The sequence below is a fragment of the Polynucleobacter sp. MWH-UH35A genome, from assembly GCF_018687075.1.
In the GTDB taxonomy this organism is placed as follows: domain Bacteria; phylum Pseudomonadota; class Gammaproteobacteria; order Burkholderiales; family Burkholderiaceae; genus Polynucleobacter.
Map to the genome: position 1 here is coordinate 1,886,206 of NZ_CP061285.1, position 19,663 is coordinate 1,905,868.

The following is a 19,663-nucleotide window of genomic DNA, read 5'->3' on the forward strand; positions in this document are numbered from 1 at the left end:
AGGGCTTCGTAAAGCCCTGATTTTTCTACTGAATTTTGTACACAACTTTAGCTCAATGTCAAACCGGCAAAAATTTACTCGACCGTGACACTCTTTGCTAAATTTCTAGGTTTATCTACGTCAGTGCCACGAGCACAAGCAGTGTGATACGCCAATAGTTGCAGAGGAACCACATGCAGAATAGGCGAGAGATTGCCATAGTGCTCGGGAAGTTTGATGACGTTAATGCCTTCACTATTTGAGATGTGGGTATCTTGATCAGCAAAAACATAAAGCTTGCCACCGCGAGCCTTGACTTCTTGCATATTCGATTTCAGTTTTTCTAACAGTACATCATTAGGTGCAACAGTCACAACGGGCATCTTATCTGTCACCAAAGCCAGCGGCCCATGCTTTAACTCACCAGCTGGATAAGCTTCAGCATGAATATAAGAAATCTCTTTGAGTTTTAATGCGCCTTCAAGTGCAATCGGGTAATGCATGCCGCGACCTAAGAAGAGCGCGTTCTCACACCTCGCAAACGCATCGCTCCAAGCCATGATTTGTGGTTCAAGAGCCAGAACCGCATGAAGCGCTTTTGGAAGGTGACGCAACTCACGTAGGAGCTCTTTTTCTCCTTCAGCAGAGAGTCTACCGGCGCGTTTTGCCAATGAGATCGCCAAAAGGTATAGCGCTAAAAGCTGCGTAGTAAATGCTTTAGTGGAGGCCACACCAATTTCAGCACCTGCTTTAGTTAAGAAGTGCCAATCGGTTTCACGAACCATGGCGCTACTTGCAACATTGCAGATGGCCAAAGTGTATTGGTGACCCAAGCTCTTTGCATGTCGTAATGCAGCCAAGGTATCAGCCGTTTCACCAGACTGCGACACAACAACAATTAAGGTTTTAGGATTAGGCACAGTGGTGCGATAACGATATTCGCTTGCAATTTCAACTTGCGTCGGAATACCAGCAATATCTTCCAGCCAATATTTAGCAACGCAAGCAGAGTAGTAACTTGTGCCGCAGGCCAAGATCAAAATTTGATCAAATGCATTCCAGTCTTTAGGGTTGGCATTGAACAAGTTGGGGCCAAATTCAGCGATATTGGCTAACGTATCACCAATCGCCCTTGGCTGTTCAAAAATTTCTTTTTGCATGTAGTGCTGATAAGGGCCTAAATCAACCGAGTCAGCTTGAGCTGGCATAGGTTTCAATTCTCTTTGAACAAACTTGCCCGCCTGATCAATGACCTCAACACCATCCGCCTTAAGGACAGCAACATCTCCTTCCTCCAAATAGAGCATGGAGTGTGCGCGCCCTGCTAAAGCCAACGCATCAGATGCCAAGAAGTGCTCATGATCGCCAATGGCCACCACCAATGGCGATCCAACCCGTGCACCCACCAGGGTGACTGGATTATCTTGAGCTATTACACCGATAGCGTATGCACCATGTAATTTAGGGAGTACAGCTCTCACGGATGCCGCGATGTCATTTTGACCACTAGCTACATATTGTTGATGCACTAAATGTGCGATGACTTCAGTATCCGTTTCAGAGGTAAATTCATAGCCAGCAACTTTTAATTCGGCACGAAGAGTTTCGTAGTTTTCAATAATGCCGTTATGAACTACTGCGATAAGGCCACCAGAAATATGGGGATGCGCATTTTGCGTATCTGGCTTGCCGTGAGTAGCCCAACGAGTGTGAGCAATTCCCAAAGTGCCACAAAAGTCTTTGCCCTGTTCGCCTAACTCGGAAACTCGTGCAGTGGTACGAGCGCGCTCTATTGGATGCTTGGCATCATCGCTATTAATTACTGCAAAGCCACAAGAGTCATACCCGCGATACTCTAGGCGACGCAAGCCTTCCACCAAAACTTCAACAATATTTTTATGAGAAGCTGCGCCAACAATGCCGCACATTATTTTTTACCCTTTGCAGTTGTCTTCACTGCCTTTTTGGCTACCTTTTTTATTGCCGCCTTCTTTATAGCTATCTTCTTTGTAGCCACTTTTTTAGCTGCTACTTTTTTTGTGGATGTTTTTTTGGCTAGCGTTTTCTTTTCTTGCTTCACAGGGCGTTGCCACTGCAATGAAATTTGTTTTGCTCTGGATACAGTTAATTGATTTGCTGGAGCATCTTTAGTGAGCGTTGTTCCAGCACCCAATGTGGCGCCACGACCGACACGCACAGGCGCAACCAGCTGAGTATCTGAGCCAATAAATACATCGTCTTCAATAATGGTCTGGTGTTTATTCACGCCATCGTAGTTACAAGTGATGGTGCCAGCACCAATATTCACTCTTGATCCAACAATGGAATCGCCAACATAAGCTAAGTGATTGGCTTTGCTATTAGCAGCAATTTTGCTGTTCTTCACTTCTACAAAGTTGCCAATATGCACATCGTTAGATAAATCTGCGCCAGGACGCAAACGAGCATAAGGCCCAATCACTGATTGATTGCCTACTTTTGCGCCATCAATATGGCTATATGCCTGAATTGAAACACCTTTACCAATCACGCTATTGCGAATCAGGCAATAAGGGCCAATCTTTGTGCCCGCATCTAAAGTAACGCATCCTTCAAAGACACAGCCCACGTCAATTGACACATCTGTACCGCACTCCAATGTGCCGCGCACATCAATACGCGCAGGATCCGCAAGGGACACCCCGGCAGCCATTAATTGGCTGGCAATATTCTGCTGATGCACTCTTTCTAGCGCCGCGAGTTGATAACGACTGTTAACGCCAACCGTCTCAAACTCGTCATCCGCTTGTGTTGTGCGGATTGGCACACCGTCTCTGACGGCCATAGCGATGACATCCGTTAAGTAGTACTCGCCTTGCGCATTACTTGCACGCAAAGCCTTTAACCATTTCTTTAATGCGTTCGTTGGCAACACCATGATTCCAGTGTTGATTTCTTGAATTGCATTTTGTGCAGGTGTTGCATCTTTCTCTTCAACAATCTCTTTCACGGCGCCATCAGCATCACGGACAATGCGACCATATCCAGTTGGATTGGCAAGGTTTTGCGTGAGGAGCGCAAGGGCACTATCTTGACCACGCACACCATCAGCCAACTTGACTAATTTAGCCAAGGTCTTTTGGCTAGTAAGGGGGACATCCCCATACAAAACTAATGTTGGCTCTTGAGTATCTAATTTCGGCAAAGCCTGCAAAAGAGCATGACCCGTTCCTTTTTGCTCTGCCTGGAGGGCAGTCACTACTTTGCTAAATCTGGAATCCTCTGCGCTTGCATTCACTAGGAATGCCTTGACATCCGCTGCACCATGGCCAACCACTACAACAGGGCCAGATTTAGCCTTCTTATCTTGCAGTGAAAGAGCAGTATTGAGAACGTGTTGAAGCAGGGGCTTGCCTGCCAAAGTTTGCAGAACCTTGGGCAGAGCGGATTTCATCCGCTTTCCTTGCCCAGCAGCCAATATGACGATATTCATAAAGGGGGATTATAAGTCCCCTGAATCATGGTTCCACAGGCTAATTCGTCTAGATCAGCCTCATCGATTGCCCTATCACCAGCAGATCTTGCAGCAATTCCAGAGAGTTCAGTGGAAATCTCCAGATTTTTGAAATCAAAGGCCTCGCCATCCATTAAATGTGATGGGACGATGTGATGCATCGAGCGAAATACGTTCTCAACTCTTCCTGGATGCTTTTTTTCCCACTCGCGTAGCATTTCTTTCATGACCTGGCGCTGGAGATTGGGCTGACTGCCACACAAATCACATGGAATGATGGGGAAATTCATATCTGCCGCATAGCGCTCAAGCAGTTTCTCAGGCACATAAGCCAAAGGACGAATCACAATGTGTTTGCCATCATCTGAACGCAACTTAGGCGGCATGCCTTTAAGTTTGCCCGCATAAAACATATTGAGCATCAAGGTTTCTAAAATGTCATCACGGTGATGACCCAAAGCAATCTTTGTTGCACCTAACTCATCTGCAACGCGATACAAAATTCCGCGACGCAGGCGCGAACATAATCCACAGGTAGTTTTGCCTTCTGGAATAACGCGCTTCACAATGCTGTAAGTATCTTGCTCTTCGATGTGATACTGAATACCTAAGCTCTTTAAATAATTGGGCAAAATTTCAGTGGGGAAATTAGGCTGCTTCTGATCTAAATTCACTGCAATGATTTCAAAGTTTATGGGCGCACGCTCACGCAGCTTCATCAAAATATCGAGCATGGCATAGCTATCCTTACCTCCAGATAAACACACCATGACTTTATCGCCGTCTTCAATCATGCCGAAGTCGCCAATAGCTTGCCCTACCAAGCGACAGAGTTTTTTCTCCAACTTGTTTTCTTCGAAGACAACCTTACGAATATCGCCCATAAGCATTCTTTTCCAATGGCTTTTTAAGACACCTTAATACGAAACACCTCAACACCTACTGAGTGGCAGTCTGGGTAAACATCCGGTTTAGCAGTACTGACACGTGCAGCCAAGACTTTAGGGTGCAGTAGCATTGCAGTCACAATGTCATCACAAAAAGTTTCTTGTAGATGAATGTGACCTTGAGAGGCTCTGGCCTTAATGGTCTCACGCATAAAGTCATAATCCACAACCTCTTCTAACTGGTCGTTAGTCGGTGTGTTCATAGATAGCGGAATATATAAATCTACATTAAGGATAACGCGCTGCTCTGCTTTTTTCTCAAAATCATGAACGCCGATGTTGATATAGATTTCATAGTCCCTGAGAAATAAACGGCGACAGTCAACCAAGGCGGGATGAGAAAGAATTGCGTGCATGAATATTTGCTTTTTAAATTACTTAATTGGTTTTGAACATCACATCACGTGATGAAGGCAATAAATGCTGACCACCATCTACATATAAAGTGGTTCCAGTAATAGCGCTCGAGTCAGCCAAAAATACGGCCGCTTTGGCAATGTCTGCAGGGGTTGAAGATCTGCCTAGTGGCGTCATTTGATGTGCTTTAGAAAACCCTTCGATAGTTTGATCACCGGAGGGCAACGAAATTCCAGGGGCCAATCCAACAACCCGCAGGTAAGGCGCAAAATCCATCGCCAATAATTCAACGGAAGAAAGAAGTGCCGCCTTAGATAATGTGTAGGACAAATAATCTGGATTGGGGTTAATCAATTTTTGATCAAGCAATTGGATTACTGCTGGGATGACTTCCGACATTTCGCCCGCTTTAGTTGGCTTGCTTTTTTGATACTCAAACATCAGCTGAGCTAACAAAATAGGCGCGGCTAAATTGACTTGCATATGATCCTGCAAGCTTTTTCCACTTACAGGTGTATTTGAGTTTGCGCGATCGTACTCAAAGATAGAGGCGCTATTCACCAAACAATCTAAACGAGGAAATACGTTACTCACATCCAGGAAAAGCTTTTGAGTGGCGTACTCATCAGCCAAATCCGCCTGAAAAGCCTGAGCCATAACCCCCAATTCCTGAATTTTTTCCACAGTTTGGGTGGCTTCTTGGCCGGATCGCCCATAATGAACAGCGACGTCCCAACCCTGACGGGCAAACTGCAAGGCAATTTCTTGACCCAGGCGCTTGGCAGCGCCAGTCACTAAAACTGCTTTTCTTTGCTGGGATGGGGGCGTTGAACTGGGGTTCAATTAAATTCTCTTAGACTAGCGAGCTATGGATATTACCTTGACCAGCCTTGAAACGGAGCATAGTGCGCTTCTAAAGGCCAAAATAGCCTCTCAGATCGCCTCCCAACAGGGCTGGCTGCCCTTTTCTCGCTATATGGAAATGGCGCTCTATGAGCCCGGCATGGGTTATTACAGCGCCGGGGCTCACAAACTAGGAGCTGGTGGTGATTTCACGACCGCCCCTGAATTAAGCCCCCTATTTGGGGCTGCCATTTGCTCCACCCTGCTACCCGTTCTCGAGGGACTCAAACAAAAGGGGCTTCCCACTCAGATTTTGGAATTTGGCGCAGGCACTGGCAAATTAGCCGCATCCATTCTGACTCGACTACACGATCTAGGGTTTCATTTAGATCACTACGACATTATTGAAATTTCACCAGACTTAGCTCAACGCCAACAAAAGAGAGTTAACGCGACCGTTCAACAGCTCAACCTCAAGACCCAATGTCGCTGGCTATCTGAGTTGCCTGAAAATTTCAAGGGCATCATTCTGGCCAACGAAGTAATCGATGCTATTCCTTGTGATGCCATTATTTTTAAAGATGGCTTTTGGTATTGGTACGGCGTTACATTTGAAAGTGACACGCTCTCCTGGAAAGCTGGGGCACCAGTAGAGCAAAAGTTACTCCCTGAGAGCCTTCTCAGTGGCAATTTCTCAGAAGGCTATGTCACTGAGTTGCACTCACCAGCAAATGCCTGGATGCAACAAATTGCCAAAAATTTAGATATTGGCCTGTTTCTCACATTTGATTATGGTTTTCCTGAAAGTGAGTACTACCACCCTCAAAGACTTGGGGGCACCTTGATGGCACACCATCGCCATCATGCCATTCAAGACCCTTTTTATCTTCCTGGTCTCTGTGACTTAACAACGCATGTTGAGTGGTCACAGATTGCTCGCAGTGTGCTATCTGAAAATGTGGATGATGTTTATCTTACGAATCAGGCTGCATACTTACTTGATGCAGGAATTGGAGATATTGCTCTAGAGATTGGCGATCCAAGTGATCCAGAAACATTTCTTCCGATCTCCAACTCATTGCAAAAGTTATTGTCCGAGGCGGAGATGGGTGAGCTCTTTAAGGCTTTTGCATTTACTAAGAAATTAGACAGTTTGATGCCAGGCCATACTCTTGAAGATCTGCCAGGCCTACGCGGCAGAAATAGGCTCTAGAAAATTATGTTAAGAATTTAGCGCTGCAGTAATTGCAGCCAATCTTGCGGATTCAAACGCACTGCCAATTCGCTCGCCATTTGAGCGGTCCTCTGCTGCGACACCGGCAATAATTTCTGCAGTATTAAATGCTTGCGCATTTCGTATTGCATGGATTAAAGCTGCAACCGGGAAAGCCAACTTTTCAGCAAGATGCAAAATTGCTTGTGTGCGATCAGGTTTACGCCAAACATCAGCACGGTTAAACCAAGCCAAAACGTCTACAGCTTGATAGGAGGTCTTTTGATACTTTTTTATCAAGGCCATCAGATCGCTAAATATTTCAGAGAAATCACGCACCTCGATTGGCATCCGCACACAATCAGCCCATGAACGAATTTCACTTGCAGGCAAATCCATCAAAGCAATTGCGCAGCGTTCCTCTAGGCTATTTCCCGTTAATGAAAAATGCGCAATCAACTCTTCGCGAAAGGCTTCCTCAGATAACTTAGTAACTAACGTAGAGGGCAAGAGAGATTTAGCTGCGCCAGTGTTTAGCAACACCTGAAACAGATGCATTGGCTTCTGCGCAACTAAGCCTCTAGCCAATTCTTGCCAAATGCGCTCTGCTGATAATGCGCTTAACTCACCTGACTGAACAATCGCTTTTAAAGCATTAAGCGTTTCATCTGCTACGGTAAATTCTGGGAAACGTGCGGCAAAACGGGCGATGCGCAACAGGCGCAGAGGATCTTCTGCAAATGCATCAGACACATGACGAAATACTTTGGCAGCCAAATCTTCTTGGCCGTTATAAGGATCAATAATTGGTCCGAATTGCTTTCCATCGGCACCCACTTCTTGCGCCATTGCATTAATCGTTAAATCACGGCGCTCTAAATCTTGCTCCAAAGTGACTGATGGATCAGCATAAAAATGAAAGCCTTTATAGCCTTGGCCAGTCTTACGCTCAGTGCGAGCAAGCGCATATTCAGCTTGCGTCTCTGGATGCAAAAATACTGGGAAATCTTTGCCTACGGGGCGATAGCCCTTAGCAACCATCTCTTCTACGCTGGAGCCCACCACAACATAGTCAATGTCGTGCACAGGTAAACCCATGAGGGTATCCCTGATGGCGCCGCCCACTGCGTAGATTTTCATTACTGCATGCCCTCTAGGCTACGGCGACTCACTTTGAAGACTTCTGTCAGCGCATCAACACCATTTTCTGGCAATGTGTTGGGCAGCTGCATGGAGGCAATATTGTCACGCGACATCAGCGTTGGGCCTGGAAGAAATTCAAATGCCAGTGCTTGTAAATAGCCTACAAAGGCGGGCACCGGAATGATGACACAAGAGGTATTGGCCTTACGTGAAGCGAGCTCAACAATCTCTTTCATGGTGTAAACCGTTGGACCCACCAAATCATACGATTGATGAATTGTTTGCGGCATTGATAGTGATTTCACAAAAGCGGATGCAACATCATCCACACTCACCGGCTGAAACTGCGCCTGATGATTTGCTAATGGCATCGCTGGAAATAACTTTGTCAACTTAGAAAACAAGTTAATAAACTGATCTTGTGCACCAAAGATAACTGATGGCCTAAAGATGGTCCAATCTAAATTGCTTGCTTTTACAGCGGCCTCACCATCACCTTTGCTGCGTTGATACATCGATGGCCCTTGTGAATCAGCACCTAAGGCACTCATATGTAGGTAACGCTTTAAGCCATGCATCTGCATTGCCGTAATAATATTTTTTGGCAAATCTACATGAGCAGCCTTAAACACTTTGCCATAAGGCTTGGCAGGTTTATCGTGCAGCACCCCAACCAAATTAATCACAGCACCATTTGACTTTATGCGCCCACATAGATTCTGCAACTCATCGAAATCATGAATCTCCGCCTCTTCAATATGCACCTTTGGCAACATCCGCAATTCTCGTGCAGTAGATAGGTGGCTAGTAGGCAGCAATACCGAATAACCCGCTAACTGAAGTTGCGCAGCAATCACACGCCCCACAAATCCATTGCCACCGATCAGAAGAATGTCATATTTCATAAAAAATGCTTTCTTTGCTTAGCGCCTTCATTGGTAGTTTATGGAAGCTCAGATTGAGTTGCAGCCTTCGGTGTAATAACCCCTAAGCGCTGTTTTAGAGATTGTGTTTGACCATTCATCACTGATGAATAGTAATTTGCATTAGAAAGTACATTCTTCACATAAACCCGTGTTTCTGTAAACGGAATTGTTTCGGCAAAAATAGCGCCCTCGGTTGGGCCAGACAACTTTTCACGCCAAGCCTTTGATCTCGATGGTCCAGCGTTATAGGCTGCGGAAGCTAAAACCCAAGAGCCGTCAAGATCAATCAGCACCATATTTAAATAATTACTACCCAAGGTCAAATTAGTATTGGTGTCGCTCAACTTGTCATTGGTGTAATTGGTCATCCCAATTTTTTTGGCCACATACTTTGCCGTATTTGGCATTACCTGCATCAACCCAGATGCGCCCACAGAAGAAGCGGCATTCATTATGAAGCGTGACTCCTGACGAATCAAACCATAGGCCCATGCGAGGTTTAAATCAATTTGGCGCGCAATTGGAGACAGCTCTTCTTTGTATGGAGTTGGGTAGCGCAAGCTAAAGTCATGCTCTTGCTTTGTGCGATCTGCTGTATTGACAACACGGTCATACAAATTAATGCGTTTTGCATACTCTGCGGCGGCCAACAACTGCTTGTCAGTCATGTTACGCAATTCCCAATTCCACTCGCGATTGCCTTCGAAGCGAAGATTCATGGCGTATAAACGCTCACCCCGAATAAAGCCCTTACGGCTTGCCATCGCATCAATCTCTTGCTCAGTCACTTTGGTTTTAGGTGGGGCATGATTAGATTTGCCAAGCTCTTCACGTGCAAGTTGCCCATAAAAGTTATATTGATCCGTAATCAATTCAAAACTATCTTTGGCTTTAGCTTCTTGACCCTCAGCTTTTAATGCACGGCCATACCAATAGGTCCATGCAGGATCTTTACTGCGAACAGCAGGGTTCATGCCATCAATTGCATTTTTAACGAGAGTCCAGTCTTTAGCACGTAAGCCTGCGCGCACTTTCCACTCTTGTGATTCAACCGACAGCAGCTCGTTATATCCAAGCTCTTGCTGCAGACGATATGCATCGTCTGCATTTGGGTCTAATTTTTTAGCCAAAAATTGTCCAATCACACCCCAAGCAACAGCTTGATTCTCTTTGCTATAGCGTGATGCACTTTGAGAAAAATCACGATAAGCTTTAACTGGATCAGACTTGGCTGCTTTAACAATATCGGCAATTGGATCTTCACCACCAAGTCGACGAGCCATGGTGTCATAACCTTTTTCGCTTGCAGCACGACCAATTGCTTTTGCTTCACTGGGAGACATACCCCCAGCAGCAACTAAGGAAGGCACCAACTCCTGACAAGCTTGTCCAAAGTAACTTGGATCCAACAAGACTAAGCGTGAATCGATCGCAAGCTTAGTTGGATTCTCGCCCTGCGATAACTTGGATAGCAAGGAATAACACTTCACTTGCGTGTCATCATCTAGCACAAACTTGGCATACTCAGCATCAAAGCGCGCCCAGTCCTTACGCTTGCCTAAAACGAGCAGCCAATCATTGCGCATACGATCAGCTAAAGCTGTACCTTGATATTGATTTAAAAATGCAACTACCTGCGCATCAGCACTGTAATCGTTACGCACACCGCCAGCGCTATCAAATAATTGCGGCTTAATATGAAAATAGGTTACGTAATCATCAAATGGGTAGTTGGCTAAATTCGATGAAAGCTGCTGGGTGCGAAAGACATCATTCTTTTTGGCAGCTTCGCGCAAATCGATAAACATGCGATCGGTGTCAGTAATTTCAGCAGGAGCAACTTTGCTTTCATACGACTTAGGCAGGGTGGGCTTTTTTAGCTTTTCTGCAAAGCTATTAGACATCCCCAAAGCAAGGCCCAAAACCAGAATTTTGGCCAATTGAAGGTATTTACAGTTTAGTGTTGCCGACTTCATTCTTACGATCTAATCCTATCTTTGTTTGCAAGGCTCCAGCCCTGCAATACTTGATTACTATATCCTTTAATTTTCGCCTGATAATGGTCGATATGCACGGTAATTCACCAAAAACTCTTCGCCAAGATTTATTAAAACAACGCAAAGAATTTGCTGCTGGGAATGGCTACGCTCAAATTCAGGCTGATCTCATAGATCACTTAAATCAATTGTTATCTGAACAAGGCAATTCCTGGCAATCTATTGCTCTGTATTGGCCCATTCAAGACGAAGTTGATTTACGGTCTACCTTACTGGCCTGGGCTAAAAAAACCCCCAATAGAACCCTCGCACTACCCTTTGCGCGGTCAGACAAACACCTCGATTTCTTTGAGTGGCGCCAAGGTGACCAATTGCTTCCAAGCAAACATGGCGTACTAGAACCTGATCCCAATAATTCTGCAAGGCCGCAAATCATCCCTGACCTAATCCTCATTCCTTGCGTGGGATGGTCTAGTTCAAAAGTGGGTGACAAAAAACATTACTGGCGCTTAGGCTATGGTGGCGGATATTTTGATCGCACCTTAGCCGATCTCAGAAAGAAAAATCCCAAGCTTGTTTGCGTTGGGATTGGTTTTGATTGGCAGCAACTAAATGATGGCCAGTGGTCAGCCCAGACTCATGATGAGCCACTCGATATGCTCCTGACGGAGTCAGGCTTACTTCGTTAAGTCTAAATTATCAGCAATCGCCAAAACGGCATCGGCCTGATTGAGTGAGTAAAAATGAATTCCAGGCGCGCCAGCGGTTAATAGCTGATCACAAAGATCTGTTACAACCTCTTCACCAAATGCACGGATAGAGGCAATATCGTCGCCATAGGACTGAAGACGCAAACGAATCCAGCGCGGAATCTCTGCACCGCAGGCATCCGAGAATCGCAGCAACTGACTGCTATTCGTAATCGGCATAATGCCGGCAATGATGGGCTGTGTGACACCTAAATCATAAGCCTCATCAACGAAACGGAAGTAAGCATCGCTGTTATAGAAATACTGAGTGACTGCAGAGTTTGCGCCCGCCTTCATCTTTTGTACAAAGAAATCAACGTCACTCGCAGGCGACTTTGCCTGTGGATGCGTCTCTGGGTATGCAGCCACATCAATGTGAAACCAATCACCAGTCTCTGCACGAATAAATTCCACCAATTCATTGGCATGATGAAACTCGCCATACTGACCCATGCCAGATGGCAAGTCTCCGCGCAAAGCCACAATTCGCTTCACGCCTAAAGCTTGGTATTGCTTGAGCATCTCACGCACACTTTCACGCGAACTACCAACACAAGACAAATGAGGAGCAACTGCTGCACCAGCAGCATGAATGTCACTCACCACTTTTAATGTGCCAGACTGAGTAGAACCACCGGCACCAAAGGTAACGGAATAAAACGCTGGCTTGAGTGCTTCTGAAAAACGCTCGCGTACCAGATGCAACTTGGTCTCACCTTCAGGTGTTTTTGGAGGAAAGAATTCGACGCTTAATTCCATGATTTTGGACCTAGGTTTCTATGTGATTGGATTAATAACGATAGTGGTCAGCCTTGTATGGGCCTTCCTTTGTTACGCCAATATATGCAGCCTGCTGATCTGACAACACAGTTAACTCCGCATTGAGAGTCTTGAGCTGTAAGCGTGCAACCTTCTCATCCAAATGCTTAGGCAATGTGTAAACACCGATTGGATATTTGTCTGTACCTACTGCATTCCACAATTCAATCTGCGCAATCACTTGGTTTGCAAATGAGGAGCTCATTACATAAGAGGGATGGCCTGTGCCGCAACCTAGGTTGACCAAACGACCTTTAGCCAAAATGATGATGCGCTTTTCAGGCTTGCCATTGGCAGCTGGGAAAATCACATGATCAACTTGCGGCTTGATTTCTTCCCACTTGTATTTTTCAATACCTGCAACATCGATCTCATTGTCAAAGTGACCAATGTTACAAACGATGGCTTGGTTCTTCATCTTAACCATGTGGTCATGTGTGATCACGTGGTAGTTGCCAGTTGCAGAAACAAAAATGTCTGCTTTATCAGCAGCGTAATCCATGGTGACAACACGGTAGCCTTCCATCGCAGCTTGCAATGCGCAGATTGGATCCACTTCAGTCACCCAAACTTGAGCAGATAAAGCGCGCAATGCCTGAGCCGAACCTTTGCCCACATCGCCGTAACCACAAACCACAGCAACCTTGCCCGCCACCATTACGTCAGTAGCACGCTTGATCGCATCCACCAAAGACTCACGGCAACCATAAAGGTTATCGAACTTACTCTTGGTTACAGAGTCGTTTACGTTAATTGCGGGGAACTTCAGATCGCCTCTAGCAAACATTTGATACAAGCGATGAACACCAGTAGTGGTTTCTTCTGTAACGCCTTTTACTTTTTCGAGGCGTGTTGAATACCAAGTTGGATCTTGTGCTAATTTTTTCTTAATAGCGGCAAACAAAATGGTTTCTTCTTCGCTAGTTGGGTGATTCAAGCAAGCTTGATCTTTTTCCGCGCGGGCACCGAGGTGCAATAACAAAGTAGCATCGCCACCATCATCCAAAATCATATTGGTGTAACCACCATCGGCCCACTCAAAAATGCGATGCGTAAAGTCCCAATACTGCTCAAGGGTTTCGCCTTTAATCGCAAATACTGGCGTACCGTTTGCAGCAATGGCGGCAGCAGCATGGTCTTGTGTGGAAAAAATATTACAAGAGGCCCACTGAACTTCAGCGCCGAGGGCTTCTAGCGTCTCGATCAATACTGCAGTTTGGATGGTCATGTGCAAAGAGCCTGTAATGCGTGCACCACGCAATGGCTGTTGTGCGGCAAATTCATCGCGAATGGCGATCAATCCAGGCATCTCAGTTTCAGCAATCGCAATTTCTTTACGACCAAAGTCAGCCAAAGAAATGTCGGCAATTGCGCAACGAGTTGCTACAAAGTTGTTTAAATCAGAAACGGTATTCATTAATGCTCCAGCTAAATACGATCCAATGCTGGAGTGGAAACTCGCTAGCCGTTGAACCATGGGTTAGCGAGCGCGGTTGCAATTAGCAAACTCCAGAGATTTCCTTGGAGCCCACTCCCTTCAAGCCTGGGGAAGTGCTGGGTCACAGCATTCCTTGCAACGCTCCTTGAAGGTATGCCGTAATTGTAAACAATTACGGCATATTTCGCCTCAATACATCTACAAACTGCGTATTTCCTACTTATAGACCTGCTGCGGCACGTAATGCAGCCGCCTTGTCAGTTTGCTCCCAAGTAAATTCTGGCTCCTCACGACCGAAGTGGCCATAAGCAGCGGTCTTCTTATAAATTGGACGCAAGAGATTCAACATCTTCACAATGCCTTTTGGACGCAAGTCAAAATGCTCAGAAACCAATTGAGCAATCTTCTCATCGGAAATCTTGCCTGTGCCAAAAGTACTCACCATTACTGAAGTGGGTTTTGCCACGCCAATCGCATAAGAAATCTGAATCAAGCACTTGCTTGCCAAACCAGCAGCAACCACGTTCTTTGCAACATAACGACCAGCGTATGCAGCAGAACGATCAACCTTAGATGGATCTTTACCAGAGAAAGCACCGCCGCCATGAGGAGCAGCACCACCATAGGTATCCACAATAATTTTGCGACCAGTTAAACCGCAATCGCCTTGTGGGCCGCCGATAACGAAACGCCCCGTTGGGTTCACTAAGAAGTTAATTGCGCCTTTGATCAAATGCTTAGGAAGCACTGGTTTGATAATTTCTTCAATCACTGCTTCGCGCAATTTCTCGAGAGAAATATCTTCGTCATGCTGAGTGGAGAGCACAACAGTATCAATAGAGTCAGGTTTGCCATCTGCATAACGCAAGGTCACTTGTGACTTCGCATCAGGACGCAACCAGTTCAAACGACCATCGCGACGCAATTGTGATTGACGCTCCACCAAGCGATGTGACAAGTGGATTGGTAAAGGCATCAATTCCGCAGTCTCATCACAAGCGTAACCAAACATCAGACCTTGGTCGCCAGCGCCTTGATCTAAACCATCGTCATGCGCCTTATCAACGCCTTGGGCGATATCAGGACTTTGCTTGTCGTAAGCAACCAATACTGCACAACCTTTGTAGTCGATACCATAGGCGGTGTTGTCGTAACCGATTTCACGCAAGGTATTGCGTGCAACTTGGATGTAATCCACGTTAGCGTTAGTAGTAATTTCACCAGCTAAAACAACTAAGCCGGTATTGCACAACGTTTCTGCCGCTACACGTGCAGTTGGATCTTGAGCCAAGATGGCATCAAGAATCGAATCAGAGATTTGGTCTGCTACTTTATCGGGGTGACCTTCAGAAACCGATTCTGAGGTAAAGAAGTAATCATTTGCCATTGCATATTCCTTTGTTAATTAACACGATCTTGGGACAACTCACGTGCCTGGAACTACAACGGCGACGCTTTAGCAGAATTTATGAATCGCTCTGCAAGTTGTCTTAACTCAGCGATGGAAGGATTCTATCCGAAAAGTGGCTAATTCACCAAATCAAACTGAAATCCACACACTTAGAGCGGCATTGAATATCATTGAGGGGTGCGAAAACTTCTTCTCAAGCTCTGCCTGAATCTGATTGCTGTGCTTCCCCTTGCGCCAGTACAGACAATTGGGGCCTTTTTAGGCATGCTGGCATACATTGGCTCAAAACAATATCGCTCACTTTTTCGCCCTCAATACGAAGCTGTAGTTCATGCTCGGGGTTTGCCATTCAAGCTGTGGGAAGCTATCAGAGCCTCTGGAATGCTTTTTTCAGATAGCCTGTGGATTTGGCGCAACCCCGCAAAGGCGCTTAACTTGGTTGAGGTACAAAACTGGGATGTCGTTGAAACGGCAATCGGCGAAGGACATGGCTTGGTAATGCTTACTCCCCATCTCGGTGGCTTTGAAATTATTCCGCGCGTACTAGCTCAACATTTTCCCGCAACCATTCTTTATAGGCCCTCACGCCAAGAATGGCTCAATGAGGTAGTAGAAGAAGGTCGCGCCTATCCGAATATGCATTTCGTACCGACCAATCTGAATGGTGTGCGTCAAATGACTAGAGCACTTAGCAAAGGCGAGGCAATCGGCATTCTTCCAGATCAGGTACCCAGCGGCGGTGAGGGCGTATGGGTGCCATTCTTTGGTCGTCCCGCTTACACAACGCCATTACCAGCTCGTCTTGCCAATCGCAACAACACGCCAGTAATCATGTTTACTGCCAAGCGTAAAGGGCTTGGTCAAGGCTGGTTAATGCAGGCAACTCGTCTTGCGTCGCTTTCAGAAGATGCTGACACTGCTGCTGCAGAATTAAATATTGCAATTGAAAACGCGGTGCTCGTCGCACCAGAACAATTCATTTGGTCTTATAACCGCTACAAGCATCCAGCCGGTGCAGAATTGCCTCCGAGCAATTAAATAAATTCGTTATCATTTTTGAAATGACCTGGTTACAAAACCTCTTCAATTTCTTAGCGCTGAGTCTTCTGCGGCTCTTTGCCTTTTTACCATACACCATTACGGTCTATGTAGGTTATGGCCTAGGCTGGCTTGCAGCCCATATTCCAAATGGTCGCACCCATGTAGTAAAAACCAATTTACGCCTGTGCTTTCCCAATCTCTCCAAAAAAGAAATTGACGATCTGGCAATTGAACATTGGAAATTATTTGGTCGTAGCGTACTAGAGAGAAGTCGAATCTGGTTAGGCAGCGGCAAACAAATTACAGACATTGTCACCATCAAATCCGCTATCACCCTCGGAGATCGCAAGCCCCGCCTTCTGATTAATCCTCACTTTGTTGGGCTTGAGGGTGGCTTCATGGCGCTGTCAGTTTTGGCCAATCAACATGACTGGCCACGTGGTGCTGGTCTATATCAAAATATGAAGAATCCTTTCTTCAATCAAAAGATGATTGAGTGGCGCAATCGTTTTGGTGGAAAATCCATTGAAAGGCAAAGTCGCTTGCGAGATCTCATTCGCGAAATTCAAACAGGTAACTTTATTTTTATTGCGCCCGATATTGACTTAGGACCCCGTGATTCAGTTTTTGTGCCCTTCTTTGGCATCCAAACCAACACCATTACTTCCGTATCCCGCCTAGCAAGGCTCAGTGGCGCAGAGGTATGTCTTATGACCACCACCTTGAATAAAGACCGCAAGGGATACACCTGCAATATCAGCGAGCCATTGCCAAACTTTCCTAGCGATGATGTTGAAAAGGATACTGCTCGCTTAAATCAATATATCGAAGAGCTTGTTCGCGAAAGACCAGCAGAGTACTATTGGGTACATAAACGCTTTAAACACAGACCCGCAGGCGAACCCAGCCTTTACGATTAAATGGAAATATTTTGAGCATCAATACCAGCAATTCAATACGCAAGTTGCGCTTCACCAAAATGCATGGTGCTGGGAATGATTTCATTGTGCTCAACGGAATTGAGCAAGATCTCAGCGGTATTACACGCGAGCAATGGCAAGCCTTAGCTCATCGTCAATTTGGTATTGGTGCAGATCAAATTCTGCTAGTTGAAAAGGCAACGCGCCCAGATGCTGACTTTCGATATCGCATTTTTAATGCTGACGGTGGCGAAGTGGAGCAATGCGGCAATGGCTCTCGTTGCTTTGTACGTTTTGTATTGGATCAAGGTCTTTCCAGCAAGAACCCTTTACGCGTAGAAGTGGCGCACACTGTTCTCACCCTCAAGTCCCACCCAGATGGGCAAGTAGAGGTGGACATGGGTGCGCCTATTTTTGAACACAGCCACATTCCCTTTAACGCAAATGGGCTGGCAAGTGTTCAAGAGTTTCAAGAAACACTGTATGCACTACCCTTAAATCACCCTGCTACACACGATACTTTGGTTGGCGTTCTATCGATGGGCAATCCACATGCAGTGCAAGTGGTTGGTGATGTTGATAGTGCGCCTGTTTTAGAAGAGGGGCCTGAAATTGAACAGTTTGCGGCTTTCCCAAATAAAGTAAATGCGGGTTACCTGCAAGTCATCAACCGCAATGAAATTAAATTACGCGTGTTTGAGCGTGGCGCAGGGGAAACCTTAGCCTGCGGCACCGGTGCTTGTGCAGCCGTTGTTTCTGGCATCCGCAGGGGTCTATTAGATTCGCCAGTAAAAGTACATACTCGTGGTGGAGACCTACAAATTACCTGGGCTGGAACCGTTGATGGCGTTGCTCAACCCGTCATCATGACTGGTCCAGCAGTGACTGTTTTTGAAGGTGAAACCGAAATCTAAGAGAGAGCGCTCTTAGATGCCGTACTTCTCGCGATAAGCTTTTACTGCGGGTAAATAATTGGTTAATTGAGTGTCACTTGATGCGGTCAAGAATGACATCAAGCCAGCCAGGTTAGCAATCGAAATCACGGGCAATCCAAACTCTTGCTCTACTGCTTGCACAGCAGACTTATCGCCAATATCTACCGCATTGCCAGAGCGCTCCATACGATCTAAAGCAATCAATACTGCAGCAGGCTCTGCCCCTGCTTTACGAATGAGATCTACAGACTCTCTTACAGAGGTTCCAGCTGAAATCACATCGTCAATAATCACGACTCGCCCCTTAACAGGAGCGCCAACCAGAACTCCGCCCTCACCATGATCTTTTGCCTCTTTGCGGTTGTACACATAGGGCACATTGATACCGCTGTCAGCCAAGGCAATGGCAGTTGCCGCCGCAAGTGTGATTCCTTTGTAAGCAGGCCCATAAAGCATATCGAATTGAAGATTGGATTCTTGCAGGGCTTTGGCGTAATAACGGCCCAAGGCACTCAAGCGAGCACCATCATTAAATTCACCGGCATTAAAGAAATAAGGAGAGAGTCTTCCCGCTTTAGTTTTAAACTCCCCGAAGGACAAAACCTTTGCCTCCAAGGCAAAACGAATAAAGTTATCTTGATTTGAATTATTTGAGCTCATAGGCCTACATGTTACGCATCATTTCCGCTAACCTCAACGGTATACGTTCTGCAGTCAAAAAAGGCTTTTTGCCATGGGCTGTAAAGCAAAAAGCTGACTTCATATGTATGCAAGAGCTCAAGGCTCAGCGCGATGACCTAGAAGATGCCATCCTTAATCCAGACGGTATGCATGGCTTTTTCCATCACGCCGAAAAGAAGGGCTATAGTGGCTGCGGCATCTATACCCCCCATAAACCCGATGAGGTCTTGTACGGCTATGGCAACGACGAGTTCGATGCTGAGGGGCGCTACGTTGAGGCCCGCTTTAAAGGCTTATCAGTCATTTCCGTTTACATGCCATCAGGCTCTAGCTCTGATGAGCGCCAAGAGGCCAAATACCGCTACCTAGACAGCTTTCTACCCCATCTTATTTCCCTTAAAAAATCAGGTCGGGAAATCGTCCTGTGCGGAGACGTCAATATTGCCCACCAAGAAATTGATCTGAAAAACTGGAAGGGCAATCTTAAAAATTCTGGTTTCTTGCCTGAAGAGCGCGCATGGCTAAGCAATCTTTTTAACAAAGTAGGCTATGTGGATGTGTATCGACAACTTGAACCAGAAGCAACCGAAACTTGCTACACCTGGTGGAGTAATCGAGGCCAAGCCTATGCAAAGAATGTTGGGTGGCGCATTGACTATCACATCACCACCCCTGGCATTGCCGCCACCGCTAAGAAGACGACTGTCTATAAAGATGAAAAATTTTCAGATCATGCGCCACTCACCGTGGACTATGACTGGAAGCTTTAAG

The 19,663-nt window shown here is 46.0% G+C and carries 18 protein-coding genes and 1 riboswitch; of the genes, 6 read left to right on the plus strand and 12 right to left on the minus strand.

Annotated features, from left to right (window positions below):
- Positions 1 to 74: 74 nt before the first annotated feature.
- The 5 genes from glmS to ICV36_RS09820 are packed head-to-tail and all read right to left on the minus strand — an operon-like array spanning position 75 to position 5,619.
- The gene (gene glmS, locus ICV36_RS09800) at positions 75 to 1,907 is read right to left on the minus strand and encodes a glutamine--fructose-6-phosphate transaminase (isomerizing) (RefSeq protein WP_215400491.1); all 1,833 of its coding nucleotides are present in this window, start codon (positions 1,905 to 1,907) and stop codon (positions 75 to 77) included.
- A complete protein-coding gene (glmU, locus tag ICV36_RS09805; protein WP_215400492.1) occupies positions 1,907 to 3,451 on the minus strand; it encodes a bifunctional UDP-N-acetylglucosamine diphosphorylase/glucosamine-1-phosphate N-acetyltransferase GlmU in 1,545 nt (514 codons plus the stop codon). The genes glmS and glmU overlap by 1 nt, the downstream gene beginning before the upstream one ends.
- Positions 3,448 to 4,356, minus strand: a complete 909-nt coding sequence (gene ttcA, locus ICV36_RS09810; protein WP_215400493.1) for a tRNA 2-thiocytidine(32) synthetase TtcA — start codon at positions 4,354 to 4,356, stop codon at positions 3,448 to 3,450. Before ttcA ends, glmU begins: the two co-directional genes overlap by 4 nt.
- A 23-nt stretch (positions 4,357 to 4,379) precedes the next feature.
- Positions 4,380 to 4,775: a dihydroneopterin aldolase gene (locus ICV36_RS09815; protein WP_215400494.1), complete on the minus strand. Its 396-nt coding sequence runs from the start codon at positions 4,773 to 4,775 to the stop codon at positions 4,380 to 4,382.
- Positions 4,776 to 4,797: 22 nt separating this feature from the next.
- Positions 4,798 to 5,619 carry an SDR family oxidoreductase gene (locus tag ICV36_RS09820; RefSeq protein WP_215400495.1) on the minus strand — a complete coding sequence of 274 codons (822 nt, stop codon included), beginning with the start codon at positions 5,617 to 5,619 and terminating at the stop codon, positions 4,798 to 4,800.
- Between the two features lie 25 nt (positions 5,620 to 5,644).
- Between ICV36_RS09820 and ICV36_RS09825 the strand changes: the two genes are divergently transcribed.
- Positions 5,645 to 6,832, plus strand: a complete 1,188-nt coding sequence (locus ICV36_RS09825; protein WP_215400496.1) for a class I SAM-dependent methyltransferase — start codon at positions 5,645 to 5,647, stop codon at positions 6,830 to 6,832.
- 9 nt (positions 6,833 to 6,841) lie between these two features.
- On the opposite strand, the gene ICV36_RS09830 is transcribed toward ICV36_RS09825, so the two are convergent.
- The 3 genes from ICV36_RS09830 to ICV36_RS09840 are packed head-to-tail and all read right to left on the minus strand — an operon-like array spanning position 6,842 to position 10,805.
- Positions 6,842 to 7,972: a polynucleotide adenylyltransferase gene (locus ICV36_RS09830; RefSeq protein ID WP_215400497.1), complete on the minus strand. Its 1,131-nt coding sequence runs from the start codon at positions 7,970 to 7,972 to the stop codon at positions 6,842 to 6,844.
- Positions 7,972 to 8,880, minus strand: coding sequence for a complex I NDUFA9 subunit family protein (locus ICV36_RS09835; protein WP_215400498.1), 909 nt, complete (start codon positions 8,878 to 8,880; stop codon positions 7,972 to 7,974). The genes ICV36_RS09830 and ICV36_RS09835 overlap by 1 nt, the downstream gene beginning before the upstream one ends.
- A 38-nt stretch (positions 8,881 to 8,918) precedes the next feature.
- Positions 8,919 to 10,805: a lytic transglycosylase domain-containing protein gene (locus ICV36_RS09840; RefSeq protein WP_251375011.1), complete on the minus strand. Its 1,887-nt coding sequence runs from the start codon at positions 10,803 to 10,805 to the stop codon at positions 8,919 to 8,921.
- A 164-nt stretch (positions 10,806 to 10,969) separates the two neighbouring features.
- Between ICV36_RS09840 and ICV36_RS09845 the strand changes: the two genes are divergently transcribed.
- Positions 10,970 to 11,587, plus strand: a complete 618-nt coding sequence (locus ICV36_RS09845) for a 5-formyltetrahydrofolate cyclo-ligase (RefSeq protein WP_251375013.1) — start codon at positions 10,970 to 10,972, stop codon at positions 11,585 to 11,587.
- Here the strand turns inward: ICV36_RS09845 and metF are convergent.
- The 3 genes from metF to metK all read right to left on the minus strand — a co-directional run bounded on the left by metF (position 11,576) and on the right by metK (position 15,291).
- The gene (metF, locus tag ICV36_RS09850) at positions 11,576 to 12,406 is read right to left on the minus strand and encodes a methylenetetrahydrofolate reductase [NAD(P)H] (RefSeq protein WP_215400501.1); all 831 of its coding nucleotides are present in this window, start codon (positions 12,404 to 12,406) and stop codon (positions 11,576 to 11,578) included. The two genes, ICV36_RS09845 and metF, sit on opposite strands and share 12 nt — an antisense overlap.
- Before the next feature lie 31 nt (positions 12,407 to 12,437).
- Positions 12,438 to 13,883, minus strand: a complete 1,446-nt coding sequence (gene ahcY, locus ICV36_RS09855) for an adenosylhomocysteinase (RefSeq protein WP_215400502.1) — start codon at positions 13,881 to 13,883, stop codon at positions 12,438 to 12,440.
- Between the two features lie 61 nt (positions 13,884 to 13,944).
- Positions 13,945 to 14,057: riboswitch (S-adenosyl-L-homocysteine riboswitch) on the minus strand.
- Positions 14,058 to 14,124: 67 nt separating this feature from the next.
- Positions 14,125 to 15,291 carry a methionine adenosyltransferase gene (gene metK / locus ICV36_RS09860; protein WP_215400503.1) on the minus strand — a complete coding sequence of 389 codons (1,167 nt, stop codon included), beginning with the start codon at positions 15,289 to 15,291 and terminating at the stop codon, positions 14,125 to 14,127.
- A 201-nt stretch (positions 15,292 to 15,492) separates the two neighbouring features.
- Here metK and ICV36_RS09865 point away from each other — a divergent pair, with 201 nt between their 5' ends.
- The 3 genes from ICV36_RS09865 to dapF are packed head-to-tail and all read left to right on the plus strand — an operon-like array spanning position 15,493 to position 18,190.
- Complete coding sequence (locus ICV36_RS09865) at positions 15,493 to 16,353, plus strand: lysophospholipid acyltransferase family protein (protein WP_215400504.1); 861 nt, start codon at positions 15,493 to 15,495, stop codon at positions 16,351 to 16,353.
- Positions 16,354 to 16,376: 23 nt separating this feature from the next.
- A complete protein-coding gene (locus tag ICV36_RS09870; protein WP_215400505.1) occupies positions 16,377 to 17,276 on the plus strand; it encodes a lipid A biosynthesis acyltransferase in 900 nt (299 codons plus the stop codon).
- 59 nt (positions 17,277 to 17,335) lie between these two features.
- The gene (gene dapF / locus ICV36_RS09875; protein ID WP_215401633.1) at positions 17,336 to 18,190 is read left to right on the plus strand and encodes a diaminopimelate epimerase; all 855 of its coding nucleotides are present in this window, start codon (positions 17,336 to 17,338) and stop codon (positions 18,188 to 18,190) included.
- Between the two features lie 12 nt (positions 18,191 to 18,202).
- Here the strand turns inward: dapF and pyrE are convergent, their stop codons facing one another.
- Positions 18,203 to 18,871 carry an orotate phosphoribosyltransferase gene (pyrE, locus tag ICV36_RS09880; protein ID WP_215400506.1) on the minus strand — a complete coding sequence of 223 codons (669 nt, stop codon included), beginning with the start codon at positions 18,869 to 18,871 and terminating at the stop codon, positions 18,203 to 18,205.
- 8 nt (positions 18,872 to 18,879) lie between these two features.
- Here pyrE and ICV36_RS09885 point away from each other — a divergent pair, with 8 nt between their 5' ends.
- A complete protein-coding gene (locus ICV36_RS09885) occupies positions 18,880 to 19,662 on the plus strand; it encodes an exodeoxyribonuclease III (protein WP_215400507.1) in 783 nt (260 codons plus the stop codon).
- Position 19,663 lies beyond the last annotated feature (1 nt).